This is a genomic window from Aliivibrio logei, from assembly GCF_001691055.1.
Taxonomy (GTDB): domain Bacteria; phylum Pseudomonadota; class Gammaproteobacteria; order Enterobacterales; family Vibrionaceae; genus Aliivibrio; species Aliivibrio salmonicida.
In genome coordinates, this window is sequence record NZ_MAJU01000002.1 from 13,099 (window position 1) to 26,165 (window position 13,067).

Annotated in this window: 16 protein-coding genes; 10 read left to right on the forward strand and 6 right to left on the reverse strand. The window is 37.4% G+C overall.

Features of this window, described 5'->3' with window-relative positions:
* Positions 1–39 precede the first annotated feature (39 nt).
* Together A6E04_RS00065 and A6E04_RS00070 are read right to left on the reverse strand one after the other, a co-directional pair.
* Positions 40–984 (reverse strand): curlin associated precursor, CsgA like, encoded by a 945-nt coding sequence (locus A6E04_RS00065; protein WP_012551286.1) that lies wholly within the window; start codon positions 982–984, stop codon positions 40–42.
* 21 nt (positions 985–1,005) lie between these two features.
* Positions 1,006–1,575, reverse strand: coding sequence for a minor curlin subunit, nucleator CsgB (locus A6E04_RS00070; RefSeq protein WP_017023476.1), 570 nt, complete (start codon positions 1,573–1,575; stop codon positions 1,006–1,008).
* Between the two features lie 255 nt (positions 1,576–1,830).
* Between A6E04_RS00070 and A6E04_RS00075 the strand changes: the two genes are divergently transcribed.
* The 4 genes from A6E04_RS00075 to A6E04_RS00090 are packed head-to-tail and all read left to right on the forward strand — an operon-like array spanning position 1,831 to position 4,206.
* Positions 1,831–2,478 carry a LuxR C-terminal-related transcriptional regulator gene (locus A6E04_RS00075; protein ID WP_012551285.1) on the forward strand — a complete coding sequence of 216 codons (648 nt, stop codon included), beginning with the start codon at positions 1,831–1,833 and terminating at the stop codon, positions 2,476–2,478.
* Complete coding sequence (locus A6E04_RS00080) at positions 2,475–2,936, forward strand: curli production assembly/transport protein CsgE (protein WP_012551284.1); 462 nt, start codon at positions 2,475–2,477, stop codon at positions 2,934–2,936. The genes A6E04_RS00075 and A6E04_RS00080 overlap by 4 nt, the downstream gene beginning before the upstream one ends.
* 9 nt (positions 2,937–2,945) lie before the next feature.
* A complete protein-coding gene (locus A6E04_RS00085; RefSeq protein ID WP_012551283.1) occupies positions 2,946–3,347 on the forward strand; it encodes a curli assembly protein CsgF in 402 nt (133 codons plus the stop codon).
* 22 nt (positions 3,348–3,369) lie between these two features.
* Entirely contained in the window at positions 3,370–4,206 is an 837-nt protein-coding gene (locus tag A6E04_RS00090; protein WP_017023479.1) for a CsgG/HfaB family protein, read from the forward strand.
* Between the two features lie 40 nt (positions 4,207–4,246).
* Here the strand turns inward: A6E04_RS00090 and A6E04_RS00095 are convergent, their stop codons facing one another.
* Positions 4,247–4,729 (reverse strand): Rsd/AlgQ family anti-sigma factor, encoded by a 483-nt coding sequence (locus tag A6E04_RS00095; protein WP_026025616.1) that lies wholly within the window; start codon positions 4,727–4,729, stop codon positions 4,247–4,249.
* Between the two features lie 162 nt (positions 4,730–4,891).
* Between A6E04_RS00095 and nudC the strand changes: the two genes are divergently transcribed.
* The 3 genes from nudC to A6E04_RS00115 all read left to right on the forward strand — a co-directional run bounded on the left by nudC (position 4,892) and on the right by A6E04_RS00115 (position 7,577).
* Positions 4,892–5,656: an NAD(+) diphosphatase gene (nudC, locus tag A6E04_RS00100; protein ID WP_017023480.1), complete on the forward strand. Its 765-nt coding sequence runs from the start codon at positions 4,892–4,894 to the stop codon at positions 5,654–5,656.
* A gap of 202 nt (positions 5,657–5,858) precedes the next feature.
* Positions 5,859–6,926 (forward strand): uroporphyrinogen decarboxylase, encoded by a 1,068-nt coding sequence (gene hemE, locus A6E04_RS00110; protein ID WP_017023482.1) that lies wholly within the window; start codon positions 5,859–5,861, stop codon positions 6,924–6,926.
* A 195-nt stretch (positions 6,927–7,121) separates the two neighbouring features.
* A complete protein-coding gene (locus A6E04_RS00115) occupies positions 7,122–7,577 on the forward strand; it encodes a tellurite resistance TerB family protein (protein WP_017023483.1) in 456 nt (151 codons plus the stop codon).
* A 40-nt stretch (positions 7,578–7,617) separates the two neighbouring features.
* Here the strand turns inward: A6E04_RS00115 and A6E04_RS00120 are convergent, their stop codons facing one another.
* Positions 7,618–8,532: a D-2-hydroxyacid dehydrogenase gene (locus A6E04_RS00120; protein WP_065609278.1), complete on the reverse strand. Its 915-nt coding sequence runs from the start codon at positions 8,530–8,532 to the stop codon at positions 7,618–7,620.
* A gap of 71 nt (positions 8,533–8,603) precedes the next feature.
* On the opposite strand from A6E04_RS00120, the gene A6E04_RS00125 reads away from it, so the two are divergent.
* The gene (locus tag A6E04_RS00125) at positions 8,604–9,197 is read left to right on the forward strand and encodes a YjaG family protein (RefSeq protein WP_012551277.1); all 594 of its coding nucleotides are present in this window, start codon (positions 8,604–8,606) and stop codon (positions 9,195–9,197) included.
* A 96-nt stretch (positions 9,198–9,293) separates the two neighbouring features.
* Here the strand turns inward: A6E04_RS00125 and A6E04_RS00130 are convergent, their stop codons facing one another.
* Positions 9,294–10,355 carry a CNNM domain-containing protein gene (locus A6E04_RS00130; RefSeq protein ID WP_012551276.1) on the reverse strand — a complete coding sequence of 354 codons (1,062 nt, stop codon included), beginning with the start codon at positions 10,353–10,355 and terminating at the stop codon, positions 9,294–9,296.
* Between the two features lie 222 nt (positions 10,356–10,577).
* Here A6E04_RS00130 and A6E04_RS00135 point away from each other — a divergent pair, with 222 nt between their 5' ends.
* Together A6E04_RS00135 and A6E04_RS00140 are read left to right on the forward strand one after the other, a co-directional pair.
* On the forward strand, positions 10,578–10,850 hold the full coding sequence (locus A6E04_RS00135) for an HU family DNA-binding protein (RefSeq protein WP_012551275.1): 273 nt from the start codon (positions 10,578–10,580) through the stop codon (positions 10,848–10,850).
* 39 nt (positions 10,851–10,889) lie between these two features.
* A complete protein-coding gene (locus A6E04_RS00140) occupies positions 10,890–11,594 on the forward strand; it encodes a DUF1481 domain-containing protein (protein WP_023604477.1) in 705 nt (234 codons plus the stop codon).
* Between the two features lie 62 nt (positions 11,595–11,656).
* On the opposite strand, the gene purD is transcribed toward A6E04_RS00140, so the two are convergent.
* Positions 11,657–12,949 (reverse strand): phosphoribosylamine--glycine ligase, encoded by a 1,293-nt coding sequence (gene purD / locus A6E04_RS00145; RefSeq protein ID WP_065609281.1) that lies wholly within the window; start codon positions 12,947–12,949, stop codon positions 11,657–11,659.
* Between the last annotated feature and the right edge of the window lie 118 nt (positions 12,950–13,067).

Genomic DNA, 13,067 nt, shown 5'->3' on the forward strand with positions numbered 1-13,067 from the left:
GAAATGCAGGGCTTTTTTTATATTTAAACGTATGTGTGATTATAACTGTGTGATTAAAACAACGTTATTACTACTATTGTCAGCCATAACAGTCGCTGAATCATTATTAGTTTGATTAATCATCATCCAGTTATTATTTGATCCATTTTCCAAAGTAAGAGTGGCATCAGAATCACTACCCCATTGAGAGACAGTAAGGTAGTTATCATTACTTGCGTCAATTGTTACATCTGCTTCATTAAAGCTACCACCAACAACAACGGCATAAACCGTGTTATCTAGTGAATCATTTTTCATACGTATGTTCGTATCATTGTCTGATGCACCGGCATAGAATGCAGTATAAGTTGTATTGTCATTACCATTAATTTTTGTTAATGCATCATTACCTGAACCACCATAAACATGAATTGTAGAATCGTTATCACGTCCTTTTTGGTGAATTTTAAGAGTTCCATTGTTTGAACCGCCCATAATACTTATATCACCTTCGTTTCGACGGCCTCTTTGTACAATTTTATTATTTGCATTATTGTCTGCATTATCAAAGTTGATATTGGCTTTATTGCTTCGTCCACGTTGATCTATTAATCCATTGTTATCATCACTTCCATAAGCAATAACTTTACCTAGATTATTACGACCATCTTGTTCAATAGAAAAATCATTATCGTCACTACCAAAACGAGCTTTTAATACAGCTCTATTATGACGGCCATCTTGCTCTATCATTAGGTCATTATCATCACTACCATTACGAGCTCGTACTACTGCTTCGTTGTGGCGTCCCATTTGATAGATATCAACGTCATTATCATCTGAATTTCTAATTAACACATCTGCGTCATTACCAACAGCGGGGGATAATTGGAAAATATTAACGTCATTATCATCTGCATTAAACAACTCTACGTCTGCTGTATTTCCTGCATAAACTGTACTAGACAGTAAGATGGTTGAGATTGCGATTGCTAGCTTTTTCATAATAAACTTCCTTGAAATGATTTAATTTATGATGGATATGAATCTATCCATTCCATTGACTAAGATAATTCCGTGATTGCCAGTCTGATTAATGGAAAAACCTGCACCATTATTTTTATTCACTGCTGCTGCAATATTTGAATCACCCGTTTGATTTACTGCGTTTTGTTTACCATTACCCGTCTGTCTTAAATGGGCTATGTTGTCATTACCATTCTGTAAAATAGCCGCTTCATGGTTCACACCCCATTGCTCTAGAGAGGCTGAATTATTTGTGCCATTTTGAACGATTAGCCCAGTGTTGTTGCTTCCAAGCTGCAATACTGCCGCTGTATTGTTATAACCAGCTTGTCTTACTTTTGCTTTATTATTTCCTGCTCCACTTACATTATGCTGCACAATAGTTATTCGAGAATTTGTCGAAGTAGTAAGATCTACGATGGCATTATTATTATGACCCGTATTAAGCTCTGATAATTCAGTTAGCTCACTAGGTGCATTAAACTCGTTGATGCCTAAATCTAAATCTGCGTATGTATAACTACTCACAGCCATTAATAAATAGAGATAATTTACTGATAGTTTTTTCATATCAGTATCCCTCTTTTCAATAGCAAGTTTGCTACATCAAAAGTATGGGATTTACACAGAGAACAACCATGAACTTAATTATGATATTTTTAATTTAAAAAAATAAACTAAAGTATTAGGGATTTTGTTTTTGTTACTATTATTGCATTCTCAATTTTGATACTGGTCTTATATATCTACGGAATACGTAGTTATTTAGTGGATATATAGTCCGTTTGAACTAGTTTTAAATAACAATATTAGTGGAGGTCAGGGATGAACATTTATTATTTATCATCAAGTCCAACCTTGTATTCATCTTTACTCATTGATTTATTAGAAAAATCTTCTGGTAGAAAGATAATGACACTTGATTGTGATGAGTTAGGTATGAAAGGAGAAAAAGAAGATGAAGACATTTTAGTTATTTTGGATTTCAAAAACCAAACAGATAAGAAATATAAACAGTATCTCTCAGTTATAACGAAATATAAATTGAAGGTAAAAGAAATACTCTTTAACGTAACTAATGAAAATATAACAAAAAATATAATGAGATACCCCAGTGTTGTTGGCGTTTTTTATGAAAAAGATAATGTCGACGTAATATCTGAAGGGGTAAAGAAAATAATTGATGGTGAGATGTGGCTTAGCCGGAAAATAACAAATGATCTTATTTCTATTTATCGTTCAAAACAAAATGGAATATTAACATCATCGGTTTCTTTAACGACAAGAGAAAAAGAAATATTAAAGCTTCTTTCTTTAGGGGCATCAAATATAGATATCGCAAATACACTTTTTGTTAGTGAAAATACGGTTAAAACACATTTGCATAATGTATTTAAAAAATTGAATGTAAAGAATCGCTTGCAAGCAATGATATGGACAAAGGGGTATGACTTTGAAGGGATAAGTGAATGAATAAATATATTTTATTTAAAGTACTTATGGCCTTACTTTTTTCTTCTCTATCGAATGCTTCTGAAAGCAAAGCAGCATTAGAAAATTCGACACCATTAGAAAAAGACAAGGTAAATGAGGTTGATGACCTTGTTGAGATTGATGGGTTAATTATTGATCGTACTTTAACTCGATTAGGAAAAGATTTTTATTTTTCTTTTTCCATAAAAATGAACAGTAAATACGATGATTTAGGCGTGAACTTAACTGTAAAAGAGAGACCAACAGCATTATCTGGCAGCATTATCGGGGTTTACCATTTTGATAAGGTGATTTATCGAGGCGCTCTTTCTCCAGGTCAAAGACAAGCAGAAGAGAAAGCAGAGCAAGCAGTAGAAGCGGTTAATCAATATATCGTGAAATGGCAAACAGAAAAATTATTTAAAGATACATATGATCTCGATTTTCCGGAGATCTAAGGATGTAGCATGAACATAAGGATCATACTCTTTATTCTGATCAATATGGTAGCAAGCGTAGGTCAAGCAAGTGAGCTTGTTTATATTCCAGTAAATCCAAATTTTGGGGGAAACCCGCTTAACACAAGCCATTTATTTGCTGGAGCGAATGCCATTAATGATTATAAAGGGCCACAAGATGACTCATTATTTGAGCAAGAATCGGCGTTAGATCGCTTAACCTCAAGTTTAGAATCTCGTTTGATTAGCCAGCTATTGGCGGATGTGGGCAACGGTAATACAGGCCAATTAGTTACTGATGATTTTATACTTAATATTGTTGATGATTCTGGAGCGTTACTGATTCAAATTGTTGATAAAGAAACAGGTGAAACCTCTGAAATACAAGTCAGTGGTCTTACTCCAGATTAATTTCTAAGCTAAGGAATCAGCAATGAAATATTCAATGTTATTTTTATTACTTTTTATTATATCAGGTTGCTCTAAATCAATCGGAGTTCCTGACGCTTCGGAATCTCCGACATTAATGCAGCGTGGTGCCACGTATTTAGATTTGATCTCTTTGCCTAAACCTCAAGGTAAAATTTATGTTTCTGTTTATGATTTCAGAGATCAGACCGGACAGTATAAGCCTCAGCCTAATAGTAACTTCTCAACGGCAGTCCCTCAGGGCGGTACGGCTTTACTCACAATGGCATTGTTGGATTCTGAATGGTTTTATCCGTTAGAGCGTCAAGGGCTTCAAAACCTGTTAACGGAAAGAAAGATCATTAGAGCGGCACAAAAAAAACAAGAGTCAATCAGTAACCATGGTTCAACATTGCCTTCGCTTTTGTCAGCGAATGTTATGATTGAAGGGGGGATTGTCGCTTATGATTCAAATATTAAAACAGGAGGGGCTGGTGCTCGATATCTAGGTATTGGTGGTTCAGGGCAGTATAGAGCGGATCAGGTAACGGTTAATATCAGAGCCGTCGATGTTCGAAGTGGGAAAATCTTAACAAGTGTAACAACAAGCAAAACAATCTTATCTTATGAATTATCAGCAGGAGCATTTCGATTTGTTGATTATAAAGAGTTATTAGAGGTGGAGTTAGGTTACACCAATAATGAGCCCGTAAATATTGCGTTAATGTCAGCAATTGACTCAGCGGTGATTCATCTCATTGTTAAAGGGATTGAAGAGGGCTTATGGCGTCCAGAGAATCAAAATGGCAAAGAAAACCCAATATTCCGCAAGTATTCCTCAGAAACGAATCAAGTTTTATAATGGAAAAAGAGCGTTTAAAATACATAAACGCTCTTTTTTGTTAAGCCCCTGGTGGGTGATTTAAACTAGTCGCAATTTGCTCAATTAGTCCATCTTCCAGTTCAAAACGTTCGCCAATGGTCTCACCTAAGATTGAAAAATCTTTATCAAAGTCAGAGAGCAGTAAGTCTTCATTTTCTTGTGAGTATTTATCGGTAAAATTCAACATTGGATCAGTTGTTTTTGTGATTTTGGCATATAGCTGACTCATCTCTTCTGTTGGAGAAAAACCAGTTGAATCCCACTTCGCCATTACCATGTTATAAATTTTGAAATGTCCTTCAGAAATGTAATCAATTAAATGTTGTGTAAACAATTGAATTGATGAGAAAGACGGCAGAGAGGAGTTTGATGAATCAAAAGGAGGTAAGCCTGCCAATTTACAGTATTCAACTAGCAAGTCTTGACGAGTTGATAACCAATGATCAATAACCTCGCTATTCCCACCCCATTCTTCTTGAAATTGATTTAGTTTAGTTAGCATAACGATATCCTTGTAGTTGCAAGTCATAAACCAAAGTTTTATAGCTATACCTAAGTTACATCCAAATACGGTTTCAGCGGAAATGGGTTAGGTATACACTCATTACTATATTGATTAAGATTGCCAGTAAATATTGATGGCTGCAAGAGGGTTGTGAGAAAGATGTTAAACCAACATACAAAAGCGTATTGGTGTGTCGTAAATGATTCCGCAATTTGGTTAGAAGCAGAATCTCTCCCTTATGGTAGCGCCATTGATGTGAATTTGCCTTTTGAAAGCGCCGTGTGCATTGGAGAATACGAGAACAGACCAGTTTTATGGTTGAATGATGAGCATGTAGAGCAGACGTTGATTTATACTAATTTAAGGTCACTTTTATTAGTGAAAGAATCACTTTTTTTTATGATCAGTAAATCAATTCAATATGGCTTTATGGCGAGAGAGTTTCGATTTTGTCCTCAGTGTGGTGGACGTAATCAACTCAATATTAATCAAATCGCGATGCAATGTAATGAATGTCGTAAATTACATTACCCTAGAATATTCCCTTCTATCATTGTCGCTGTTCGTCGTGGTGAGCAGATCTTACTTGCACAACATCAAAGGCATAAAGGGGGATTATTTACCGTTTTAGCTGGTTTTGTGGAAGTCGGTGAGACGCTTGAGATGGCCGTTGAGCGCGAAGTGTTTGAAGAAACGGGCATTAAGATAAAAAATATCCGTTATATAGGGAGTCAGCCTTGGGCGTTCCCTTCAAGTTTAATGATGGGGTATATGGCGGATTATGATTCTGGCGACATTCGTATTGATAAAAATGAGTTAATTAAAGCGGATTGGTATTGTGAGGATGATTTGCCCGAATTGGCACCAAAAGGCACGATAGCGAGAACATTAATTGAGACCACATTAGAGAAAATAAAAGCCTAAAATAGTGAATGAAAAAGGGTAACGTTTTAATTTATAATTCTATTATAAATAGGATATCTCACTTCATTTATAAGACAATTTTTAATTTGTGGTCATTTGGTTTTAAGAGAACATTAAGTAAATATGATCTCGCTAGCAAAGGTAAGCTTCTGTTCAATGAATTGGATGTTACAATAGCGGGATCTAAGTATGGGGAAAGATCATGACAGAATTAAAAAACGACCGTTACCTACGTGCGTTATTAAAACAACCAGTAGATTACACACCAGTTTGGATGATGCGCCAAGCAGGCCGTTACCTACCAGAATATAAAGCCACGCGTGCAGAAGCGGGCGATTTTATGTCTTTGTGTAAGAATGCAGAACTTGCTTCTGAAGTTACGCTTCAGCCTTTGCGCCGTTTCCCTCTAGATGCTGCGATTTTATTTTCAGATATCCTGACGATTCCAGATGCAATGGGTCTAGGTCTGTACTTTGAAGCCGGCGAAGGTCCTAAATTTGAACGTCCAATTACGTGTAAAGCAGACGTCGATAAAATTGGCATTCCTGATCCTGAAGGTGAATTACAATACGTAATGAATGCCGTACGTCAGATCCGTAAAGATCTTAAAGGTGAAGTTCCATTGATTGGCTTCTCTGGTAGCCCGTGGACGCTGGCGACTTACATGGTTGAAGGCGGAAGCTCTAAAGCTTTTACTAAAATCAAAAAAATGATGTATGCAGAGCCTGCAATATTACATCTATTACTCGATAAATTGGCAGATACTGTTATTGAGTACCTTAATGCTCAAATTAAAGCCGGTGCACAATCGGTCATGGTATTTGATACATGGGGTGGTGTATTAACCCCTCGTGACTATAACGAGTTCTCATTACGTTATATGCATAAAATTGTCGATGCATTAATTCGTGAAAATGAAGGTCGTCGTGTTCCTGTGACTCTATTCACAAAGAATGGTGGAATGTGGTTAGAGCAAATTGCAGCAACAGGTTGTGATGCCATTGGTCTGGATTGGACAATCAATATTGCTGATGCGAAGAAACGTGTTGGTGATAAAGTTGCTCTGCAAGGTAATATGGATCCATCAATCCTTTATGCACAACCTGAGCGTATTCGCCAAGAAGTTAGCACTATTCTTGAAGGGTTTGGTAATGAAGGAACAGGCCACGTATTCAATCTAGGTCATGGTATTCATCTTGATGTACCGCCTGAAAATGCGGGTGTATTTGTTGATGCGGTTCATGAGTTATCAAAACCATATCATAAATAGTAGATAGAATAAGAAAATCAAGGGGCCTATTAGTAGAGCCTCTTTTTTTATGCTTGATGGTAAGCAGAGGTCAAAAGGAACACGTGAAGATAAGTGTTGTCGTATACTTATTGGCATTCAAAGAATCATTGAGTATTCTTAATTAGTACCTGAATACATTCCATAATATATAGAGATTAAAGTAAGAGGCATAACATGTTTAAACAATTACAGACATTATTCCGTAAAATTATGCATGAAGGCGGTGAGGGTGGTGCGATTGATACCGCGGGTATGAATTTAGCAATGGCATCATTATTGTGTGAAGTTTCTAATGCTGATCATCAAGTGAATGCAAAAGAAGAAGCGGCAAAAATACAATTATTAATTAAGCTGCTTGATCTTAATGAAGAAAGTGCTCAAGAGTTACTTGTTCAAGCTAAAATAAAAAGTAAAGCATCCGTTTCTTTGTATGAATTTACGACTAAATTACGCAGTTTACTGCCAGAAGAGCGCTTTCAATTAATCGAAGGCATGTGGGAAATTGCATACGCGGATGGGATTATTGAACCAATGGAAGAGGCCGTAATACGACAAGTATCAGACCTTATTTACATTGAACATTCAGCATTTATCCGAGCAAAACTAGCAGCCAAAAAAGCGAGTGAATAATACTCGCATAACGATATGTGAATAGAATGAAAGCCTGAGATTAATAGCCTTTATCAAAATCAATTTGATTAAGTAATGAAAAACCATCATGCCAACGTAAATAGTTTTCTGAGAATTGCTGAAATACTTGCTCAGGAAAACTAAGTGCAGCGATATGAGGGGTAATCGTAATGTTTGGGTGGTGCCAATACGGGCACTCCTGTGATAAAGGCTCATTATTAAACACATCAAGAAAAACATGGGATAACGATCCTGAAGTGAGAGCATTCAACAATCCATAGTTATCCAACACTTCTCCACGACCAACGTTAAATAATAGGGCCTGATTGCAATTTTCTAATGTATCTATATTAAGTAGGTCTATTGTTTGTTCCGTTTTAGGAAGAGTACTTACGATGACATCGGCCGTTTTAAGCGCATTTTTTATTTCTGAGATATGAAATACTTGATTAAATGGCGAGTCTTTCGGTGGGATACCTGAGCGATTAATGCCAGAAACACTAAAACCGAGTGCTTTTGCTGTCTTTGCTAAATAACAACCTATCGATCCCGTACCTAAAATCACCATGCTTTTTTCCGATAAACTAGAATAAGAATGAACTAACCATTCTTTGTTATGCTGTTGTTTAGCATAGTGTTGGAAATGTCGGAAATACTGAATAGAATAACCTAAAACATACTCTGAAATTTGTTGGCCGAAGATCCCTTTTACATTAGTAAGATCGTAGTCTTGTCTTAAATGTGGTTGTATTAACGTATCAATCCCTGCGAAGGTTGATTGGATCCATTTGACTGATTTAAGTTGATTAAGAAGGTCTTTAATCAGTGGTGGATCGGCAAGAATAATGTCCGCTTTTTTCAGATCATGACAAATTTCAAGATCAGGAAGATCCGATTGCTCAAAAAGAGAGATATATTTCTCTTTTTCTTGTGAAATGATAAGTAATTTATTCATAACCTTCCTTTTGTCATTCGTGGTTATCAAGTACACTTAAAGCGTCATTTTTTTATAGTGTAGAATCGTATATGTTACGCAATCCTATCCAAGTTCGTTTAGAAAAATTTGAACCATGGCAACAAATAACTTTTATGGCTTCTTTATGTGAACGTATGTATCCAAACTACGCGCATTATTGTAAGGCAACAGGCTTTGCTGAGCCTCAAACTTATCGAGTTATTCTAGATAGTATTTGGGAGCTATTGACCGTTAAAAATGCCAAAATTAATTTTGAACGTCAATTAGAAAAACTAGAAGAAATGATCCCAGAGGTAAATGATGATTCAATTTATCTAACTTATCCAGCGATTGATGCATGTGTTGCTCTATCTACTTTTTTACATGGGATCTTAGATCGCGATGTTTTAGAAGATGCAATGTTTAAGGTTAGCCAATTATCAGTAACAACAGTTGCTCAGTTGGTTGAAGCTCAAACAGGTGAAGAAGTCACTGATGAAAATCAAAAAGAAATTGAAGTGATTTGTGAAGAGTGGGACGTTCAATGGGCTATCTTTAGACCACTGCGTGAAGCTGAAGAACGTGATATTGATTTGATTAAAGATTTACGCCAAGAATTAAGAGATGAAAATGTAAGTAATATAGGCTTAGAGCTGCAATATTAATTTTTTCTCATATAAAAAAACCGATGATTATTCATCGGTTTTTTTGTTTTTATCTAAAGGGGCTTGCTAACACCTTTATACTACGCACTAATAATATTAGTGTTCTTCTGCATCTGTATTATCGATCACGCCATGTTTATTTTTCCAATTAATCCAACGTTGTTGAGCTAATTGTTGCATATCTGTCGTTTTGTCTGCTTCATCAATGATCTCTTCACCAACCATATACTCAAAGATATCTTCTAGAGTCAATAAGCCTTGAACGGTACCGTATTCATCAATGACAAGAGCAAGCTGTGCTCTGTGCTTCATTAGATGCTCAAAAGCTTTTGGCAATGTTGAAGTACTAATGACCACTTGAATTGGACGCATCACAGAGCCTAAAGTACGTCTGCCTTGACCTTTACGTACTGCAGAGAATAATTCTAATCGATGTGTGAAACCAATGATGTTATCGCTGTCTTCGCTGTAAACTAAAGGGCGAGAAAATGGAGTGTCTGCATAATCTTGTAAGAAATCGTCAATACTCATTTCTGAATTTACACGAAACAGTACCGTTCTCGGAGTCATCACTTGAGTCACTGAAATATCTTTAATATTTAAAATATTAGTTAAGATTTTTGATTCACCTTCCGCAAATTCCCCATTTTCTTTTGCAAGCGTAGCCATTGCTGCAATTTCGTCTCTTAATTTCGGAGGCTGATGTCCACGAGCTAAGCGTTTTGTTAATTGCTCTGAAGCCCATACAACAGGCGTTAGTAATAAAACCATCCAATAAAGCATTTTCCCCGCAAGTGGTGCGAGTTGACGCCAATAGGTTGCCCCGATAGTTTTAGGGACGATTTCAGAGAACAATAAAATAGCGAATGTTAAGAACGCAGAGAATACGCCTAGCCATTCACTGCCAAATACGATGGAAGCTTGAGCACCAGATGCTGCAGCACCTGCGGTATGGGCAATAGTGTTTAGTGTCAAAATGGAAGCTAAAGGGCGATCTACATTGTTTTTTAGTTGCGTTAATCTTTCTGCAGAAGGATGTTTTTCCTGTCGCATTTGGGCTAGATAGCTAGGACTGATACTGAGCAAAATAGCCTCAAGAACAGAACATATAAAAGATACGCTGATAGAAATAGCGATATAGATGGATAAAATTAACATTAGTAATCTCAAAAAAAGTAAGCAAGCCCTTATAAAATGGGTATTGAATGAGCAAATTACAATGACTCATAATTGAAAATTAGTAACAAATTGTGAGACGTTACTCAGTTTATGCCTAAAGAACGCGCATTCTGCAGCAAGAATAGCGACAAACCTTTGCCAGGTAGGGGCTTTATGCATTAGAGTGAAGGTGATTTTAAAAAAAATAGAAGGGAAACCCTAATGAATAAAACCCAGTTAATTGATGCTATTGCTGAAAAAGCAGACCTATCAAAAGCACAAGCAAAAGCAGCTCTTGAAGCGACTCTAGAAGGCGTAACTGGCGCATTGAAAGATGGCGATCAGGTTCAACTTATTGGCTTTGGTACATTTAAAGTTAATCACCGCGCAGCTCGTACTGGTCGCAACCCTAAGACTGGTGAAGAGATTCAAATTAAAGCGGCTAATGTTCCAGCATTTGTTGCCGGTAAAGCACTGAAAGAATCAGTAAACTAAGATATACTTTGCCGAGTTATTCCTTAACTCGGCATTTTTATGAAGCGCATTCTATCCACCTTACTTCTCTCCGCATTTCTTTTTGGCTGTTCATCTAATCCATTAGACGAACAACGCATAAAACCAACGGTCTTGACTGGTGGTCAAATCCAAGGTGACGCAACGAGTTACTATTGGTATACACGTCGTTTACAACAACCTGTTATTGCTTCTGATTACGTCACTATGGGGGATTATGGTTGGTATAAAACAACATATCGTTGGGAAAAAAGCACACTGGTTGAAGCCGTTCGTGAAGGCGAGATGCTTGATGGTAGTGATGGACTAATTCCTTACATGATGCATGTTCGCTATAACAGCAATGGTGAAGCGGTATATCAGCGTTATCGTAAAGATGGAAAAATATTCCCGTTAATGCCAAATCAATTAACTCAGTTTCAAGATCAGTCCAAATACTTAATTGCGAAAGTGGAAGAGTTAGATAAGAATGATAACTCGTTATTCCAAGGTGAGTGGGATGGTGAAACATTTTACTCGTGTGATGGTAAGCAATACGATCAATTAGAGTTTAATCAAATATTGCCTAACTTTGTGGTGGCTCGACTTTCAGGGCTAGACAGTTTTATTTCGTTTTTAGGAACCACTGAAAATAAAGATAAAGCAGTATTAAAAATGTCCGAATTATTACTATTAACAGACGACAGTTCTGCCTGTATAGAACGCCCTGAACTGATTCAAGAGTAATCTGTTATTAGAAAAAAGGCGCTATCACAGCGCCTTTTTTGTTATTTGTAGAAAAGTAATGTTTACTTGCTTTCTAATTCGCGAGCAATGGCGCGGTAACCGATGTCATTGCGATGGAACATTCCATTCCAACTTACTTGTTTAGTTAGCTCATATGCGCGCTCTTGAGCTTCTGAGACGGTATTACCCAGTGCGGTCGCACAAAGTACACGTCCACCATTTGTTGTCACATCACCAGCGGCGTTGTTGGTTGTTCCTGCGTGGAATATTTTCTGACCTTCAAGTTCTGTTGCAGGAAGAGAAATAACATCACCTTTTGCATAATCGGCAGGGTAACCGCCGGCAGCTAGAACAACACCAATAGCAGCACGAGGATCCCATTTAGATTCTGCTTCATCCAGTTTTTCATCGATAGCCATTAAACACAGTTCTACAAGATCTGATTCCATGCGCATCATAATTGGTTGTGTTTCTGGATCACCAAAGCGGCAGTTATATTCGATTACTTTTGGTGTACCATCAGCATCAATCATTAAACCTGCATATAGGAAGCCAGTGTAAGGTGCGCCTTCTGCATCCATGCCGCGAACGGTAGGGTAGATAACTTCTTCTAGAATACGGTTATGGATTTCAGGTGTGACAACAGGCGCTGGAGAATATGCACCCATGCCTCCTGTGTTAGGGCCTGTATCTTTATCACCAACACGTTTATGATCTTGGCTTGTTGCCATAGGTAGAACGCTAGCACCATCAACCATCACGATAAAGCTTGCTTCTTCACCTTCTAAGAACTCTTCGATAACGACACGGCTACCGGCTTCACCAAAAACATTGCCAGAAAGCATGTCTTTGATAGCATCTTCAGCTTCTTTCAGAGTCATCGCAACAATAACGCCTTTACCAGCAGCAAGGCCATCGGCTTTAACGACAATAGGTGCGCCTTGTTCGCGAACATAAGCCAATGCTGGCTCAATCTCAGTGAAGTTAGCGTAGTAGCCTGTTGGGATATCATGGCGAGCTAAGAAGTCTTTAGTAAACGCTTTAGATCCTTCTAGTTGTGCTGCCGCTTTCGTTGGACCAAAGATAGGTAATCCTGCTTCACGGAATGCATCAACAACACCAATTACTAATGGGCCTTCAGGGCCAACGATAGTTAGCTCAATGGCTTTTTCTTTAGCGAATGCAACAAGGCTAGCGATGTCTTCAACATCAATCGCTACGTTTTCTAATTTTGGTTCAAGCGCTGTACCTGCATTACCTGGAGCGATAAATACCGTTTCAACGTTTGGGTTTTGTGCTGCTTTCCAGCCAAGCGCGTGCTCACGACCGCCTGCACCTATAATAAGAATGTCCATTTTTAATCCTTAATAGCATATTGTAATGGGAATAAATTATGCAAATTGGTGAATACAAAGTTCAGTTTGCTAGAAACTAGAAACTAGAAACTAGAAACTATAAGAGTAATGTAAACTC

Excerpts from the sequence above, each read along its gene's own strand:
- A6E04_RS00065 (WP_012551286.1), bottom strand. The coding sequence starts at position 984 with ATGAAAAAGCTAGCAATCGCAATCTCAACCATCTTACTGTCTAGTACA.
- A6E04_RS00070 (WP_017023476.1), bottom strand. The coding sequence starts at position 1,575 with ATGAAAAAACTATCAGTAAATTATCTCTATTTATTAATGGCTGTGAGT.
- A6E04_RS00075 (WP_012551285.1), top strand. The coding sequence starts at position 1,831 with ATGAACATTTATTATTTATCATCAAGTCCAACCTTGTATTCATCTTTA.
- A6E04_RS00080 (WP_012551284.1), top strand. The coding sequence starts at position 2,475 with ATGAATAAATATATTTTATTTAAAGTACTTATGGCCTTACTTTTTTCT.
- A6E04_RS00085 (WP_012551283.1), top strand. The coding sequence starts at position 2,946 with ATGAACATAAGGATCATACTCTTTATTCTGATCAATATGGTAGCAAGC.
- A6E04_RS00090 (WP_017023479.1), top strand. The coding sequence starts at position 3,370 with ATGAAATATTCAATGTTATTTTTATTACTTTTTATTATATCAGGTTGC.
- A6E04_RS00095 (WP_026025616.1), bottom strand. The coding sequence starts at position 4,729 with ATGCTAACTAAACTAAATCAATTTCAAGAAGAATGGGGTGGGAATAGC.
- nudC (WP_017023480.1), top strand. The coding sequence starts at position 4,892 with ATGTTAAACCAACATACAAAAGCGTATTGGTGTGTCGTAAATGATTCC.
- hemE (WP_017023482.1), top strand. The coding sequence starts at position 5,859 with ATGACAGAATTAAAAAACGACCGTTACCTACGTGCGTTATTAAAACAA.
- A6E04_RS00115 (WP_017023483.1), top strand. The coding sequence starts at position 7,122 with ATGTTTAAACAATTACAGACATTATTCCGTAAAATTATGCATGAAGGC.
- A6E04_RS00120 (WP_065609278.1), bottom strand. The coding sequence starts at position 8,532 with ATGAATAAATTACTTATCATTTCACAAGAAAAAGAGAAATATATCTCT.
- A6E04_RS00125 (WP_012551277.1), top strand. The coding sequence starts at position 8,604 with ATGTTACGCAATCCTATCCAAGTTCGTTTAGAAAAATTTGAACCATGG.
- A6E04_RS00130 (WP_012551276.1), bottom strand. The coding sequence starts at position 10,355 with ATGTTAATTTTATCCATCTATATCGCTATTTCTATCAGCGTATCTTTT.
- A6E04_RS00135 (WP_012551275.1), top strand. The coding sequence starts at position 10,578 with ATGAATAAAACCCAGTTAATTGATGCTATTGCTGAAAAAGCAGACCTA.
- A6E04_RS00140 (WP_023604477.1), top strand. The coding sequence starts at position 10,890 with ATGAAGCGCATTCTATCCACCTTACTTCTCTCCGCATTTCTTTTTGGC.
- purD (WP_065609281.1), bottom strand. The coding sequence starts at position 12,949 with ATGGACATTCTTATTATAGGTGCAGGCGGTCGTGAGCACGCGCTTGGC.